Source organism: Sphingomonas rhizophila (assembly GCF_014396585.1).
Lineage (GTDB): Bacteria > Pseudomonadota > Alphaproteobacteria > Sphingomonadales > Sphingomonadaceae > Sphingomicrobium > Sphingomicrobium rhizophilum.
The window spans coordinates 2,442,297-2,457,238 of the sequence record NZ_CP060717.1 but is presented as its reverse complement, the minus strand read 5'-3'; the positions used below and the strand labels follow the sequence as shown (position 1 = coordinate 2,457,238).

The window sequence follows — 14,942 nt, the reverse complement described above, 5'->3', positions numbered from 1 at the left end:
GCGTTTCAGGAGCGAGAAGGAGTCCGCCGATGCTTCGCCTGATGACCGCCGCCGCCGTCCTGACCCTGGCCGCTTGCGACAAGCCCGCGCCAGCCCCGGCCAAGCCGGAAATTACGGTCCGAAGCGCCGAACAGAAGCGCCTGTTCGAATTGGACGAACTCAACCGCGCGATCGGCCTTAAGCGCGCGATCTACGCATCCGGATCAACCTGCCAGCGGGTCGATGCCAGCCGGTTCATCGGCAAGTACAAGAATATGGACATGTGGGGCGTCCGATGCAGCGACAAGCGCGACTGGGCGCTGTTCATCGGCGCCGACAACAGCGTCCAGGTGCGGCTCTGCAAGGATACGGAAAAGGTCGGGCTTCCGGCCTGCAAGCTGGACGAGGCGACGCCCGCCCCGGCGGCGCCTGCGTCCTGATTAGCTGCAGGTGCGGGTGATCTTCAGTTCGCCCGCGGCCGACATTTCCTTGACCTCGGTGCAGCCGCCCTTCTTGGTCTCCTCGCGCCAGCTTCCGTCGGCATTGTTCACGCGGTTGCCCGCTTTGGGAACGCGCTTGCCGTCCTTGATATCGTAGCTGAAGCCGGAAGGCGTCTTCTTGTCACCGTCGCCGCCGGTCGACGCGAACGCAGCGGTCGCCGCCGTCGCCGCAAAAGCCACGGCACCCACCAGCAAGACGGTTTTGACCACACGAGTCATCGAATCAGTCCTCCACATCGCTTCTATATAGGACGGTGGAGGTGAACCGGTGCTGACAAACGACGAACTGCCCGCGAAACGCGGGCAGACGAGGTTTGCGCTAGGGAGAGCCCGGAAGGGCTCGCCGGAATCAGCCTTGGCGCGCCTTGAAACGGCGGTTCGTCTTGTTGATGACGTAGGTCCGTCCACGACGGCGAATCACCCGGCAATCGCGATGGCGCGACTTCAGCGACTTCAGGGAATTGCGAATCTTCATGGCCGGGACGTGCCTTCGTTTCAAATCAGGTTGTAGGGCTGGAAAACCGGTGCGCCACCTATGCGGCAGCGCACCCAAAGTCAAGGCGCGGTGCGGCTGGCGGGCGCCTTGTGGGCTGCCGGCGCGAACAAATTGCCGAAGTAATTGCCCTGGTACCACATCGGCCGGCTGTCCGAATCGGTCAGGATCCGGGTCAGGCGGTAATTGAACTCGGCATAGCGCGCAGCCTGTTCCCACAGGATATTCTGGTTCAGGTCGTCGCGGACCGAGTGGTAGCGCTTCTCGAAGAATTCATCCCACTTGGGCTTGCCGCCGTTTGCGTAGCCGGTGAACAGGAGAATGGCCGGAACACCCCTTTCGACGAAGCTGTAGTGGTCGGAACGGGTGAAGATCGATTCCTGCGGCATGGGATCGGGCGACACGGTGATTCCCATCTGCTTGCCGGCTGCGGCGACCGATTTGACCAGCGTCGAATGATCGGCGCCGAAAGCGACGACATCGGTGAACTCATAGAGCGGGACCGGCATGTCGAGGTCGACACCCCCGATGATCTTGCCGATCGGAACGGTCGGGTGCGAGGCGAAGTAATCGGCGCCGAGAAGGCCTTTCTCCTCACCGGTGTTGATCAGGAACAGCACCGAGCGGCGCGGAGCCTGCTTCGAGTCCACGAACTGGCGCGCGGCCTCGATCAGCGTCGCCACGCCGGCGGCGTTGTCGAGCGCGCCGTTGTAAACGCGATCCTCACCCGGCTTGGCGTCGGCCTTGATCCCCAGGTGATCTAGATGGCCCATCATGACGATGAATTCGTCCTTGAGCTTCGGATCGGCGCCGGGAAGCATCGCCACCACTTCGGGCGAGGTGAAATCGGTCCAATCGCTTTGGGATTCGAACGACAACGCGGGACGAAGCGCGAAGCCGCGCGGCGCCGACTTGGCGGCTGCGGCTCGCACCTTCTGGAGGCTCATCCTCGAGCCGTCGAAAAGGGAGGCGGCAACCGCGTTCGATACGCTGATCCTGGCAATCGGCGGACCGGATTCGCCGCCGAGGCGACCCTGCTTGTCGACCCAGTTGATGACCGGGCGGTTCGCCCACCGGCCGAGGGGAGCAGCAGCGTCGGTCTTCGACGGCGGCTTTGCCGGGATTTCGATGATGCCGATGGCCCCGTGGCGACGGGCGATCGCCGCCTTCTGCACCCCGAGGTGCGAGGCAATATCGGTCGGCAGGCCGCGGGGCGAACCGCGGAACAGGACCACGATTTTGCCGCGGACATCCAACCCGGCATAATCGTTAATGCGCATGGCCGGATCTTCGAGGCCATAGCCAACGAAGACCAGCCCGGCGCTTACCTTGCGCGACTTTTCGGTGAGGCTCGGCGACACGCGTCCCTCATTCTCGGCGAGCACGCGCGGTTTGCCGTTGACGCTGATCGTGATCTTGCCCGGACCTCCGACCGACGTGGCGCGACGGAACGGCACCTGTTGGTACCAGCCGCCGTTTTCGCCGGCGGGCTTCAGGCCGAGCGCCCGAAACTGGCTGGCGACGTAGAGCGCGGCAAGCTCATGCCCGCGGCTGCCCGTATCGCGACCTTCCAGCAGATCGTCGGCAAGGAATTCGACGTGGCTCTGCACCCGCGCCGCCGACGCCGGGTCGGAGGCCTTGTTGGTAGGCGCGGCGCCGGCCGGAATGGCGGCGCACAGCGCGATCGGAAGCAGCAGGGTGACAAGGCGGCGATGAATCATGAAAGAAGGCCTCTAGGCATGGCGCGGCACGAGCGGAGCGCGCAGCTGGGTTGGGCGTGGCTATCCCAATCACGCCCGCCCCGCCAGAGCCGCGACCGCCCTTCGTCGAAGCGCGGGGTTCCTCGATCGACCGGACATGGCTAATAGGGCCGCCAACCTCCCGATCCGACATTTTCGAAGGACCTCATGAGCATCACGATTTCGAGCGCGTTCGACGCCGGCAACATTCGCGTCACCGGCCAGGACGGCGACACGGTGAACCTTGAGATCGTCAAGGATCACATGAGCGACTTTTACCAGTGGTTTCACTTCCGCCTGGCCGGAGGCGGTGGCCGCGAAGTCACGCTGAAGATCACCAATTGCGCCAACGCCGCCTACCCGGACGGCTGGCCGGATTATCGCGCCGTCATGAGCCTGGACCGCGAGGACTGGGTGCGCATCGACGGCACCAGCTATGCCGACGGCGTCCTGACCATCAAGCTGACGCCAGAAACCGACCTCGTCTGGATCGCCTATTTCGCGCCTTATTCGATGGAACGTCACCACGACCTCATTTCGACCGTCGCGGCGCTGCCGGGCGTCGATTACGAGAGCCTTGGCAAGAGCCACGACGGGCAGGACATCGACTGCCTGACGCTCGGCGACGGCGACGTTACGGTCTGGCTCTACGCCCGCCAACACCCGGGCGAGACGATGGCCGAATGGTGGATGGAAGGTGCGCTGGAAAAGCTGACCGATCCCGACGATCCCGTTGCCCGGATCCTTCGCCGCGACTGCACTTTTCACATCGTTCCGAACATGAATCCGGACGGGTCGCGGCGCGGCCACCTGCGCACCAACGCCGTCGGCGTGAACCTCAACCGCGAGTGGCATGCGCCATCGGCCGAAAAGAGCCCCGAAGTGCTGTGCGTGCGCAATCGCATGGACGACACCGGCGTCGACTTCGCGATGGACATCCATGGCGACGAGGCGATCCCGGCGAACTTCCTCGCCGGCTTCGAAGGTATCCCGTCGCTGACCGAGGGGCAGACCGACCTGTTTGCACTGTTCAGCCGGACGCTGGAGCGCATCTCCCCCGATTTCCAGACCCGCCAGGGCTATGAAATCCCCGCCCCGGGGCAGGCCAACCTGTCGATGTCGACCACCCAGCTGGCGGAACGCTACGGCTGCGTCTCGATGACGCTGGAAATGCCGTTCAAGGACAATTTCGACCTGCCCGACGATGTCTACGGATGGAGCCCAGAGCGGTCGAAGTATCTCGCGAGCGCGTGCCTCGATTCGCTGCACGCCATCCTGCCCGAGCTGAAGAGGCGCAAGGCGGGGAAGGCGACCGCCTGATGCCGACCCTCGTCCTGCTCCGCCACGGCCAGTCGCAGTGGAACCTGGAAAACCGCTTTACCGGCTGGTGGGACGTCGACCTGACGGAGCTGGGCGTTGAGGAAGCTCGCGCTGCGGGCCGCCTGCTGCGTGACAAGGGTTATGATTTCGACCGCTGCTTCACCTCGGTCCAAACCCGCGCCATCCGGACGCTCAACCTGGTGCTGGAGGAGATGCAGCGGCTGTGGTTGCCGGTCACAAAGGACTGGCGGCTCAACGAGCGTCACTATGGGGGCCTCACCGGGCTCAACAAGCAGGAAATGATCGACAAGGTTGGCGCCGAGCAGGTCAAAATCTGGCGCCGATCCTTCGACGTGCCGCCCCCGCCGCTCGACGATGACAGCCCCTATCAGCTGGCCGGCGACCGGCGCTATGCCGGGATCCACATTCCGAACACCGAAAGCCTCAAGACGACCATCGCCCGCGTCCTGCCCTATTTCGAGGCCGAGATTGCGCCGGCCTTGAAGCGCGGGGAGCGGGTGATCGTCGCCGCGCACGGCAATTCGCTGCGGGCCCTGGAAAAGCACCTGTCCAACATCGCCGATGACGAGATCGTCGGGTTGGAAATTCCGACCGGCCAGCCGATCGTGTACGAGTTGGACGACAAGCTGCAGAAGCTCGACCGCTTCTACGTCAGCGAACGCTAGACTTCGCCTAGGCTGCGTCGGCCGATTTGACTCGATACATCGCCTGGTCGGCCCGGGCGAGCAGCGACTGGGGCGTGTCACCGGGCATGATGGTCGTCACCCCGATCGCAACCGACAGCGGCATCGGCATTCCGTCGAACAGAAAATCGTCGCCGGCGATCGCATCGACCATCCTCTCGGCGATCTCGATGGCGCCAGCTTCGTCGGCATCGTCAAGCAGAACGCAGAATTCGTCCCCGCCCAGCCGGGCCACGCAATCGTTGGCGCGCGTGCCGGCCAGCAATTGTTCGGCGACATGGACCAGCGCCGCATCGCCGCCGCTGTGCCCGAAGCAGTCATTCAATGTCTTCAGGTCGTCGAGGTCGACGAACAGCAGCGCCGCCGGCGTCCCGTTGCGGTTGAAGCGGGCGATCATCCGGTCGAGGTCGCGCAGCATGCCGCGGCGGTTGCTCAGGGGTACCAGCGTATCGAGGTGCGCCAGACGATCGAGGTCCTCGATCCGGGCCTCGAGGCGAGCGAGCTCGCCGCGCAAGCGCGCGATTTCCTCAAGCAACTCGCCCGGAGGGCGGCTTTCAAGGGAGATATCGTGCATTATCCAGTCCCACCTGAAACGCCGGCATAGCCAGTTTTATTGCGCTTGTGGATATACTTCTGCCGGCTGTCCCGGATTGCGTCAGCGGAATCGGGCCGATAAAGGCGGCTTTTGGCGCGGGTTGGGGCGATTTTGAATGGCGCTGGTCGGGATCATCATGGGTAGCCGGTCCGACTGGGACACGATGCGCCACGCGGCCGAGACGCTCGACGCGCTCGGCATTGCCCATGAAACCCGCGTCGTTTCCGCGCATCGTACACCGCAACGACTGTACGACTACGCGACCTCGGCCCGGTCGCGCGGGCTGAAGGCGATCATCGCCGGGGCCGGCGGCGCCGCGCACCTTCCGGGGATGGCCGCATCGATGACGGACCTGCCGGTCCTTGGCGTGCCGGTCGAGAGCGCGGCCCTCAAGGGTATGGATAGCCTGCTTTCGATCGTGCAGATGCCCGCCGGAATCCCGGTCGGAACGCTGGCCATCGGCAAGCCTGGGGCGATCAACGCCGCCCTGTTGGCCGCTGCGATGCTGGCGACCGCCGACGAAGCCCTTGCCGGCAGGCTGGCCGACTGGCGCAAGCGACAGACCGACGCCGTCCCCGACCAGCCCGAATGAGGAGCCTGTAGTGGCACTGGCGCCCGGATCGACGATCGGGATTATCGGCGGGGGCCAGCTTGGCCGGATGCTGGCGATTGCCGCCGCTCAACTCGGATATCGCTGCCATATCTTCGCGCCCGACGATGCGCCTTGCGGCGCCGATGTCGCGGCTGACTTCACCCGTGCAGCCTATGGCGATGACATCGCGTTGGCCCGCTTCGCAGCGGACTGCGACGTGATAACCTACGAGTTCGAGAATTTGCCGGTCGATCCGCTGGCGGTGTTGGACGGCAAGCTCCGCCCCGGCACGCGCAGCCTGGCGGTCGCCCAGGACCGCGCCACCGAGAAGGAATTCCTCGAACAGGCCGGCGCACAGGTCGCGCCATGGGCGCGGGTCGACGATATCGCCTCGCTCGCCACCGCCGTCGAGGCGCTGGGCGCTCCACTGGTGCTGAAGACTCGCCGCCTCGGTTACGACGGCAAGGGCCAATGCTGGGTCCACCGCCCCGAAGACGCGCTGGAAGCGTGGGAATCGATCGGACAGGAACCCGCGGTAGCGGAATCGGCGATGCGCTTCTCCGCCGAATTCTCGGTCATTATCGCCCGCACCGAGGATGGCAGGACCGCGCCCTTCCCCATTGCCCGCAATACCCACGCCGATGGCATCTTGCGCTGGTCGGAAGTGCCGGCAGGACCGCTGGTCGATCCTTACGCGGTCGAGGCAGTCCGGATCGCCACCGCCATCGCCCACCGGCTTGAACACGTCGGCGTCCTGACAGTGGAGTTCTTCGCCTGCGAGGAAGGCCCGATCGTCAACGAGATCGCGCCGCGCGTGCACAATAGCGGTCATTGGACGATCGAAGGCGCGGTCACGTCGCAATTCGAACAGCACATCCGCGCCGTCGCCGGACAACCGCTGGGCGACCCGTCGCTCGCCGGCCGCGGCGCGTCGATGGAAAATTTGATTGGCGACGATGCCGATCGTTGGCCCGAGTTCCTGGCCGAGACTGGCGCGCACCTGCATCTTTACGGCAAGGGCGAAGCTCGCCCCGGCCGCAAGATGGGCCACGTCACGCGCATCGCGTAACGCGGCCCGTCTTCATCAACGAACCGCCATCTCTTCGGCCTTGAGACCAGCCTTGGCCAGCTGTGCGCGGACCTTCGCCGCGTCGCCCACGACGACATAGACGATGCTGTTGGGATCGATCGACGCGCGCAGCGCCGAGTTCACTCCCACCAGCTGTAAGCCACCATAGAGGCTCGCCATCCGTTCCTGGTAATCGTCGGGACGGCCGAACAGGGCGTTCGACTGCATGGCTCCAAGCACGGACGATCCCGTTTCGAACGAGCCCGGCAATTCGCCGACGATCGACGCGACCGACGTCGACAATTCTTCGGGCTTGGCAGGGTTCGTCGAGACGATGTCCTTGACCTGCTTCATCAGTGCAAGGACCGAGTCCGCCGACCGGTCGGCCTGGACGGGTGCCTGAACCATGAACGGCACCGCGCGCTCGTTCGGGCTGCTGTAGCCGAACGCACCGTAGGACCAGCCCTTGGTTTCGCGCAGGTCCTGGTTGATCCGCGCACCGGCGCGGCCACCGAGCAGGTCGACACCGGCCGTGAACGCGCTGTTCTCGCCACGCGGATCGACCGGGGTGATCGCGCCGCCGAGGATAAAGGTTTGCGGCGAACTCGGGCGGTCGATCAGGACGATCCGCGGCTTCGAACGACGCGGCGCCACGGCGCCGAACTGCTTGGCGCCCTTGGCGACGGCCGGTGCGGTCCAGCCGCCCAGCTGCGCTTCGAGGATCGGCTTCATCTCGGCGAACGGCAGGTCCGACACCACGAACAATTCCGCGTTGTCGGGACGGAGCCAGCGCTGCTGGAAATTGAGCAGGTCGTCGCGGGTAAACCTGGCGACCGCCGCGTCGTCGCCCGCCGCCGTGCTGCCATAGGGGTGGCCCTCGCCATACATCAGCGCCGGAAGCGCGCGCGACGCGATCCCGCTGGGCGACGTCTTGGCCTGCGCGATCGACGTCACGATCTGAGTGCGCACACGCTCCACCTCGACCGGCGCGAAGTCGGGTCTTGTCGCGATGTCGCTCATCAACTTGAGCGACGGCACCAGGTTCGGCGTGAGGGCGGACAGGCTGACCCGGCTGCGATCGGGCGTGCCCGAGGTCGAGATTTCCGCACCCAGGATCTCGGCCTTCTCGGCGATCTGCTGCGCGGTCATTCCGGCCGCGCCCTCGTCGAGCAGGCTCATGACCATGTTCTGGAGACCGCGCTGCCCCGCAGTTTCGGCGGAGAAACCGGCGTCGAAACTTAGCACCATCGAGGTCAGAGGCGTTCCGGCGCGTTGCGCGTACCGGACCTTGAGGCCGTTCGCGAGGGTGGCATGCTCCACCGTCGGGAAGTCGAGCGGCGGAGACGCGGTGAACGGCGGATCGGCGCGCTTCACCGACGGTGTCGCGACGTCGGCTTTTGCGGTCGACTTCACCGGCTTCGATTCCACGTAAGGCGGGCGCTCGCCCGGCTCCAGCGTGATCTTGACGACCGGCCGCGACAGCCACTGGCTCATGGTCGAGCGCACCTGGTCCGGGGTCAGCGCGGCATAGGCCGCCAGCTGCTTGCGGTAGAAGTCGGAATCGCCGGCGTAGAGCTGACCCTCGGCCAGCGTCGGGGCCTTGCCGGCGCGATCGCCGACCTTCTCGAGCCCGCGGATCTTGCTGCCGACGAATTCGGTTCCGGCGCGCTTCACCTCGTCCGCGGTCGGGCCGTTGGCAAGGTAATCGGCCACGATCTCGTCGAGCCGCTTGTCGACCACTGCCGGATCAACGCCCGGCTTCACCTTGACGTTGATTTCCATCATCCCGACGCGGTGGAACGGCTGGGCATTGGCTGACACCGAGACCGCCAGCTTCTCCTCGCGCACGAGAATGCGGTCGAGGCGCGAGCTCTTGAGGCCACCGAGGACCGCCGCCCCGACATCGAGCGCCGGAAATTCGGGCGCGAGCAAGCCGGGCGTTGCCCAGTGGCGCTGCAACTCGACCGTCGCGACCTTGTCCTTCATGACGATGTTCTTCGGCGCGGCGAGCGTCGGGACCGCCGCCTGCGCGGGGTTATTGACCGCGCCGCGCGGGATGGCGCCGAAATATTTCTGCATCAGCGTGCGCGCTTCGGCTTCGGTGATGTCGCCCGACAGCGCGACGACGGCGTTGTTGGGGCCGTAGCGTTCGATAAACCATTGCTTCACGTCGGCCAGGCTGGCCGCGTCGAGATCGGCCATCGAACCGATCGTGCTGTGACGATAGGGATGGCCAACCGGGAACAGCGCTTCCAGCAGTTCATATTCAACGAGGCCGCCAGGTTCATTATCGCCCTGGCGCTTTTCGTTCTGCACCACGCTGCGCTGCATATCGAGCCGCTTCTGGTCGACCGCCCCGAGCAGATAGCCCATGCGATCCGATTCCATGAACAGCACCTTTTCCAGCGCGCCCTTGGGGACCGTCTGGAAATAGTTGGTGCGGTCGAACCAGGTTGTCCCGTTCCAGTCGGTCGCGCCCAGCTTTTCGAGGTAAGGCATGATGCCTTCGCGGACGTTGTCCGATCCGTAGAACATCAGATGTTCGAACAGGTGGGCGAAACCGGTCTTGCCCGCCGGCTCGTCCTTCGAACCGACGTTGTAATAGATGTTGAACGCCACCACCGGCGCCTTGCGGTCCTCGTTCACCAGCACGGTCAGGCCGTTGTCGAGGGTGAACTTGCTGTGCGGCACCGAAACCTGCTGGACCAGGGCCGAGAGCGGAGCCGGTTCGTCCGGCGACGCCGCCACGACGGGCGCCACGGTGACGACGGGGCGTTCGTGGTCGCGGTCGAGCAGGCGCCGAGCAGCGCCGTTCCGGCGAGCAAAAGCGGCAGGCGAATTCGGGTCATGTTCAACATCTCCGGAAAGGAATTGCCGGCCACAGTAGCGAGGTGCCGCGCACGCGCAATTCTCGTCGATTAACGGCCAACGCGCTTCGATGAACGGCGGGAACAGGCGGCACGGCGCGCCTGTCCGCCCGGCCCATGCTGACAGGCTAGCCTCGCTCTGCTACTCGCGCGCCAAAACCTCCTCACATTCAAAGTTGAAACCGTGTCGACCGACCTCAAAAAGCTGAGAAACTTCAGCATCATCGCGCACATCGACCATGGCAAGTCGACCCTGGCCGACCGGCTGATCCAGCGCACCGGCGGCCTTACCGACCGCGAAATGTCGAGCCAGGTGCTCGACAACATGGAGATCGAGCAGGAGCGCGGGATCACCATCAAGGCGCAAACCGTCCGTCTAAACTGGAAGGCAGCGGACGGCGAGACCTACACGCTGAACCTGATGGACACGCCCGGTCACGTCGACTTCGCCTACGAAGTGTCGCGCAGCCTCGCCGCGTGCGAAGGCGCGCTGCTGGTGGTCGACGCGGCGCAGGGCGTCGAGGCGCAGACGCTGGCGAATGTCTACCAGAGCATCGAGCATGACCATGAGATCGTGCCGGTGATCAACAAGATCGACTTGCCCGCGGCGGAGCCGGAAAAGGTTCGCGCGGAAATCGAGGACATCATCGGCATCGATGCGTCGGAAGCGGTGCTCGCCAGCGCCAAGAGCGGCATCGGCATCGACGAAGTGCTGCAGGCGATCGTCGACAAGATCCCCCGCCCAAGGGCGACGCCAACGCGCCGCTGAAGGCCATGCTGGTCGACAGCTGGTACGACCCCTACCTCGGCGTCGTCATCCTGGTCCGCGTGATGGACGGCGCGATCAGGAAGGGCCAGCAGATCAAGTTCATGGCCGCGGGCACGACCCACCTGGTCGACCGCGTCGGCTGCTTCCGCCCCAAGATCGAGCAGCTGAGCGAACTCGGCCCGGGCGAGATCGGCTTCATCACCGCGCAGATCAAGGAAGTCAGCCAGACCGCGGTCGGCGATACCATCACCGACGCCAGGAAGCCGGCCGCCGAAGCGTTGCCCGGCTTCAAGGAAGTCCAGCCGGTGGTGTTCTGCGGACTGTTCCCGGTCGATGCCGCGGACTTCGAAAAGCTTCGCGAGAGCCTCTACAAGCTCCGCCTCAACGACGCGTCGTTCAGCTTTGAAATGGAAACCAGCGCCGCGCTCGGCTTCGGCTTCCGCTGCGGTTTCCTCGGCCTGCTCCACCTGGAAATCATCCAAGAGCGACTGACCCGCGAATATGACCTCGACCTCATCACCACCGCGCCGAGCGTTGTCTATCGCCTGCAACTGTCGAAATCGAAGACCGACGACGCGCGCAGCCTGGAGCTGCACAATCCGGCCGACATGCCCGACCCGAACCGGATCGAGAGCATCGAGGAGCCGTGGATCGAGGCGACCATCTACGCCCCCGACGAATATCTCGGCCCCATCCTCAAGCTGTGCCAAGACCGACGCGGAATCCAGAAGGACCTGACCTACGTCGGCGGCCGCGCGCAAGTGCGCTACGAACTACCGCTGAACGAAGTGGTGTTCGATTTCTACGACCGGCTGAAAAGCCTGTCGAAGGGCTATGCCAGCTTCGATTACCAGCAGATCGGGTACCGTGAAGGCGACCTGGTCAAGATGAGCATCCTGGTCAACGAGGAGCCGGTCGACGCGCTGAGCATGATCGTCCACCGCGGCACCGCCGAGAGCCGCGGCCGCGGCATGGTCGAGCGCCTCAAGGAACTGATCCCCCGGCATATGTTCAAGATCCCGATCCAGGCGGCGATCGGCGGCAAGGTGATCGCCCGCGAAACCCTGTCCGCGCTGCGCAAGGACGTCACCGCCAAATGCTACGGCGGCGACGCGACCCGCAAACGCAAGCTTCTGGAAAAGCAGAAGAAGGGCAAGGCGCGCATGCGGGAATACGGCAACGTGAGCATTCCGCAGGAGGCGTTTATCGCGGCGCTGCGGATGGGGGATGAAGGCTGATTCTCGCTGTCCGCGTAGAGACGAAAATTAGCGCCCCCTTCTTGGTCCGATGCCAGGTGCAGTGGCGCGCGTAAGATAGACCTAGGTTCGTGACAATTCCGAATTGAGCTGTAGAAAAAGGTGGTGATTGGCAGCCTTTTAGCATCCATCCCTCTGCTCGCGCTTGTGTGGGATAGCAATAAGTCGACCGTTGCGCTCGTGGCGAACGGTTGGGTCACGGCCGGACTTATTCTATTGCTGTTGGCCGGCATCGTGTGGAGACTAACGCTCGGCACGTCCGCATTGCGAAGCATGGAAATCGACGAGGCCAACTTCGGACTCGGTGAGCAAAAGATTAAACTGAAACCGAACGTGACCGATAAGCAAATCGCCTATGCGATTTGGGTTGAGTTGAGCACTCGCAAGATTGGCCTATCCATCGACCTCGAAAACGATGTAGTTTCTGAGGTTTATGATTCGTGGTACGGGTTTTTCACGGTCACGAGGGAGCTTGTGAAAGCTGTCCCGGTGCAAAAAGTTGCCCGCGATAGCACTCAAAAAATCATTAAGCTGTCGATCGAAGTCCTCAATCAGGGACTGCGCCCTCACCTTACGAAATGGCAGGCTCGATTTCGGCATTGGTATGATCGCGAACTCAAACGCTATGACGAAGGCAAAGGGGACGAGGTGCTTGATCCCCAAATGATCCAGCAAAAATTCCCGCAGTACGACGCGCTCGTAGAAGACTTGATGCGGGTGAATGCCATCTTGATCAGTTATCGGAGAGAAATGCACCGATTGGTATTGAAGGATTAAATCGATTGCATCATGTTGCCGGGAACATAGCATGACTCCCGGAGCCCGATATGGCCGACCAGAAAAAGAATGTGTTCATCAGCCACATCCACGAGGACGACGAGGGACTTGGAAAACTCAAGGATCTGCTCGCAAAGTCAGGAATGTCGATCCGGGATGCCTCAATCAACTCCTCCAATCCTAATAACGCGCAGTCAGAGGATTACATTAAATCGCAGATCCTAGCCCCTCAGATTGATTGGGCCGGGACAATGGTCGTGTACGTTACGCCAGATACCAAAGATAGCGATTGGGTTGATTGGGAAATCCGACACGCACATCAGAAAGATAAGCGTATCGTCGGAGTCTGGGCCCATGGGTGCCACGACTGCGAACTGCCGCCGGCGCTGAACGACTTGGCGGACGCAGTAGTCGGATGGAATGGGACGTCCGTCGTCGATGCCATCAACGGAGATTGCGACGTTTGGGAGCGCCCGGACGGAACGCCTGCTGAGGTCCGACCCATCAAGCGGCATTGTTGCTAGCTGGCAGAAGTGCTTTTTTCGTATGTCGTCCGCTACGATAGCGGGTTCGCTCCTAACCCGTTTTACGGGTACTGCACTCTTGCCACGTGCAAGCCCGACATTCGCCATGCTGCACAGCCCGGCGACTGGGTTGTTGGCACTGGGAGCGCGGACAGGCGCCTGAACCGCGGCACAACTCTTGTTTACGCCATGCGCGTTGGAGAAGCGTGCACCTGGCGAGACTATTGGGCCGATCCACGTTTCGCTCGCAAGCGCCCGTTAAGAAGGGGAAGTCGTAAACAAAGTTGTGGTGACAACATTTACCATCGCAACGATGACGACACTGGATGGATCCAGTCAGATTCCTTCCATAGCAACGACGACGGGACTGCCAGGGCAGAACACGTAAAAAGGGACACGGGCGTCGACAGAATCCTGATCAGTCAGGACTTCTATTACTTCGGCGGCCAAGGGCCTGAGATTCCTGTGCATTTTCGGGACCCCACCCGCTACGATATTTGCCGCAAAATCCGTCGGCGAAAACGGCTCGATGACGACGATTGGATTGGAGAATTCGTTGCTTGGCTCCGCACCTTCGGATCGCCGGGCTTCTATGGCCGGCCACTGGACTGGATTCTTGAAGATGCCTGAAATGGATTTTCCGACGACAATCACAATCGGTGACTACGTTAGTCGCGTAGCACAAACCGACAATATGAAGCCTGACATCAGGCCAGTTCTCTTCGGCCTCTTCGGTGAGGTCGGCGGCATCATGTCGGCAGCCAAAAAGCACCACCGAGAAGGTGCGATTTTCGTCGGTTACCGCAAGTCTCTAGTCGAGGAGTTTGGAGATAGCCTCTGGTATCTCTCTGCGCTTTGCCGTCGCCTGAATATTTCGTTGGAAGATGTCTTCGAAAAGGCCACTGCTGGCGATGACTACGTTGCGGTGTTGGCCGCCAGCGACATTGAGTCCGGATCAGTTTCAAAAATTCTAATGCCACGACAAGTGGCCGCTCTTGACGACGCCCTTCAGCTCCTCGGCTCCGCGGCGTCAGCGCTCTTGCAAGTGGCCGACGGAGAAATAACGATAGACGCGCTAGTCGCCTTCGCTGACAGTTACGTGAAGGCCCTTCAGGTCTCTGGCGTTTCTTTTGGCGAAGTCGCGAGAACGAATCTTTCCAAAACGATAGGAAGATTTGTTCCACCCGACCTTGAACTCCTCCCTACTTTCGACTCACAATTTGAGCCGGAAGAACGGCTCCCCGATCACTTCGAAATTGAGATCACGCAGCGAAGGAGCGGAAAAAGCTATCTCCGGTGGCAGGGCGTTTTTCTTGGCGACCCTTTGTCAGATAATATCCGTGATCCGGATGGTTACCGCTTCCATGATGTTTTTCACCTCGCCCACGCGGCAATTTTGCATTGGTCACCTGTAACTAGGGCATTGATCAAGCATAAAAGGAAAAGCGACAGAGAAGTTGATGAGGCGCAGGATGGCGGTCGAGCAATCGTGATCGAAGAGGGTTTGACTGCCTGGATATTTGCTCGAGCGAAGGAGCTGAATTTTTTTGAAAACAAAAACTCTGTTTCGTTCGATATGCTTAAGACAATTGCCGATTTCGTAAGCGGTTATGAAGTCGATAGATGCCCCTCAGCGTGTGGGAGAGAGCGATCCTGCAAGGGTATGCAGTCTTCCGAGACGTGAAGGCAAACAATGGCGGGTGGGTCGTTGGGGATCGCGAATTGCGGACTATTAGCTATAGGCCGCTTTCCTAGAGG

At 62.5% G+C, this 14,942-nt stretch carries 13 protein-coding genes and 2 pseudogenes; 10 read left to right on the top strand and 5 right to left on the bottom strand.

The window, feature by feature from the left end; all coding sequences use genetic code 11:
- Positions 1-29: 29 nt before the first annotated feature.
- Positions 30-419, top strand: coding sequence for a hypothetical protein (locus H9L12_RS12545; protein WP_187542003.1), 390 nt, complete (start codon positions 30-32; stop codon positions 417-419).
- Here the strand turns inward: H9L12_RS12545 and H9L12_RS12540 are convergent, their stop codons facing one another.
- The 3 genes from H9L12_RS12540 to H9L12_RS12530 form a co-directional block, all read right to left on the bottom strand.
- Positions 420-698 carry a hypothetical protein gene (locus tag H9L12_RS12540; RefSeq protein WP_187542002.1) on the bottom strand — a complete coding sequence of 93 codons (279 nt, stop codon included), beginning with the start codon at positions 696-698 and terminating at the stop codon, positions 420-422.
- Positions 699-828: 130 nt separating this feature from the next.
- Positions 829-954 carry a type B 50S ribosomal protein L36 gene (ykgO, locus tag H9L12_RS12535; protein ID WP_006833921.1) on the bottom strand — a complete coding sequence of 42 codons (126 nt, stop codon included), beginning with the start codon at positions 952-954 and terminating at the stop codon, positions 829-831.
- Positions 955-1,034: 80 nt separating this feature from the next.
- Positions 1,035-2,693, bottom strand: coding sequence for a M20/M25/M40 family metallo-hydrolase (locus tag H9L12_RS12530; RefSeq protein WP_187542001.1), 1,659 nt, complete (start codon positions 2,691-2,693; stop codon positions 1,035-1,037).
- A gap of 186 nt (positions 2,694-2,879) precedes the next feature.
- Here H9L12_RS12530 and H9L12_RS12525 point away from each other — a divergent pair, with 186 nt between their 5' ends.
- Positions 2,880-4,031, top strand: coding sequence for a M14 family metallopeptidase (locus tag H9L12_RS12525; RefSeq protein WP_187542000.1), 1,152 nt, complete (start codon positions 2,880-2,882; stop codon positions 4,029-4,031).
- Positions 4,031-4,717 (top strand): 2,3-diphosphoglycerate-dependent phosphoglycerate mutase, encoded by a 687-nt coding sequence (gene gpmA / locus H9L12_RS12520; protein ID WP_187541999.1) that lies wholly within the window; start codon positions 4,031-4,033, stop codon positions 4,715-4,717. The genes H9L12_RS12525 and gpmA overlap by 1 nt, the downstream gene beginning before the upstream one ends.
- Positions 4,718-4,724: 7 nt before the next feature.
- Here gpmA and H9L12_RS12515 read toward each other — a convergent pair whose 3' ends face one another.
- On the bottom strand, positions 4,725-5,309 hold the full coding sequence (locus tag H9L12_RS12515) for a GGDEF domain-containing protein (RefSeq protein ID WP_187541998.1): 585 nt from the start codon (positions 5,307-5,309) through the stop codon (positions 4,725-4,727).
- Positions 5,310-5,445: 136 nt separating this feature from the next.
- Between H9L12_RS12515 and purE the strand changes: the two genes are divergently transcribed.
- Positions 5,446-5,922: a 5-(carboxyamino)imidazole ribonucleotide mutase gene (purE, locus tag H9L12_RS12510; RefSeq protein ID WP_187541997.1), complete on the top strand. Its 477-nt coding sequence runs from the start codon at positions 5,446-5,448 to the stop codon at positions 5,920-5,922.
- Between the two features lie 10 nt (positions 5,923-5,932).
- On the top strand, positions 5,933-6,991 hold the full coding sequence (locus tag H9L12_RS12505; RefSeq protein WP_187541996.1) for a 5-(carboxyamino)imidazole ribonucleotide synthase: 1,059 nt from the start codon (positions 5,933-5,935) through the stop codon (positions 6,989-6,991).
- Between the two features lie 15 nt (positions 6,992-7,006).
- On the opposite strand, the gene H9L12_RS12500 is transcribed toward H9L12_RS12505, so the two are convergent.
- The gene (locus H9L12_RS12500) at positions 7,007-9,739 is read right to left on the bottom strand and encodes a M16 family metallopeptidase (RefSeq protein WP_187541995.1); all 2,733 of its coding nucleotides are present in this window, start codon (positions 9,737-9,739) and stop codon (positions 7,007-7,009) included.
- Between the two features lie 303 nt (positions 9,740-10,042).
- Between H9L12_RS12500 and lepA the strand changes: the two are divergent.
- The 5 genes and pseudogenes from lepA (at position 10,043) to H9L12_RS12475 (ending at position 14,939) form a co-directional block, all read left to right on the top strand.
- A pseudogene (gene lepA, locus H9L12_RS12495) lies at positions 10,043-11,865 on the top strand (translation elongation factor 4).
- A gap of 123 nt (positions 11,866-11,988) precedes the next feature.
- Positions 11,989-12,660, top strand: coding sequence for a hypothetical protein (locus H9L12_RS12490; protein ID WP_223177123.1), 672 nt, complete (start codon positions 11,989-11,991; stop codon positions 12,658-12,660).
- A gap of 50 nt (positions 12,661-12,710) precedes the next feature.
- The gene (locus H9L12_RS12485; protein WP_187541994.1) at positions 12,711-13,184 is read left to right on the top strand and encodes a TIR domain-containing protein; all 474 of its coding nucleotides are present in this window, start codon (positions 12,711-12,713) and stop codon (positions 13,182-13,184) included.
- A 9-nt stretch (positions 13,185-13,193) separates the two neighbouring features.
- On the top strand, positions 13,194-13,814 hold the full coding sequence (locus tag H9L12_RS12480; protein ID WP_246450416.1) for an Nmad2 family putative nucleotide modification protein: 621 nt from the start codon (positions 13,194-13,196) through the stop codon (positions 13,812-13,814).
- Positions 13,714-14,939, top strand: a pseudogene (locus H9L12_RS12475) (pyrophosphatase). Before H9L12_RS12480 ends, H9L12_RS12475 begins: the two are co-directional and overlap by 101 nt.
- The last annotated feature ends 3 nt before the right edge of the window (positions 14,940-14,942 follow it).

What these genes read in the sequence shown, in the direction of transcription:
- H9L12_RS12545 (WP_187542003.1), top strand. Translation starts at nt 30, where the DNA reads ATGCTTCGCCTGATGACCGCCGCCGCCGTCCTGACCCTGGCCGCTTGC.
- H9L12_RS12540 (WP_187542002.1), bottom strand. Translation starts at nt 698, where the DNA reads ATGACTCGTGTGGTCAAAACCGTCTTGCTGGTGGGTGCCGTGGCTTTT.
- ykgO (WP_006833921.1), bottom strand. Translation starts at nt 954, where the DNA reads ATGAAGATTCGCAATTCCCTGAAGTCGCTGAAGTCGCGCCATCGCGAT.
- H9L12_RS12530 (WP_187542001.1), bottom strand. Translation starts at nt 2,693, where the DNA reads ATGATTCATCGCCGCCTTGTCACCCTGCTGCTTCCGATCGCGCTGTGC.
- H9L12_RS12525 (WP_187542000.1), top strand. Translation starts at nt 2,880, where the DNA reads ATGAGCATCACGATTTCGAGCGCGTTCGACGCCGGCAACATTCGCGTC.
- gpmA (WP_187541999.1), top strand. Translation starts at nt 4,031, where the DNA reads ATGCCGACCCTCGTCCTGCTCCGCCACGGCCAGTCGCAGTGGAACCTG.
- H9L12_RS12515 (WP_187541998.1), bottom strand. Translation starts at nt 5,309, where the DNA reads ATGCACGATATCTCCCTTGAAAGCCGCCCTCCGGGCGAGTTGCTTGAG.
- purE (WP_187541997.1), top strand. Translation starts at nt 5,446, where the DNA reads ATGGCGCTGGTCGGGATCATCATGGGTAGCCGGTCCGACTGGGACACG.
- H9L12_RS12485 (WP_187541994.1), top strand. Translation starts at nt 12,711, where the DNA reads ATGGCCGACCAGAAAAAGAATGTGTTCATCAGCCACATCCACGAGGAC.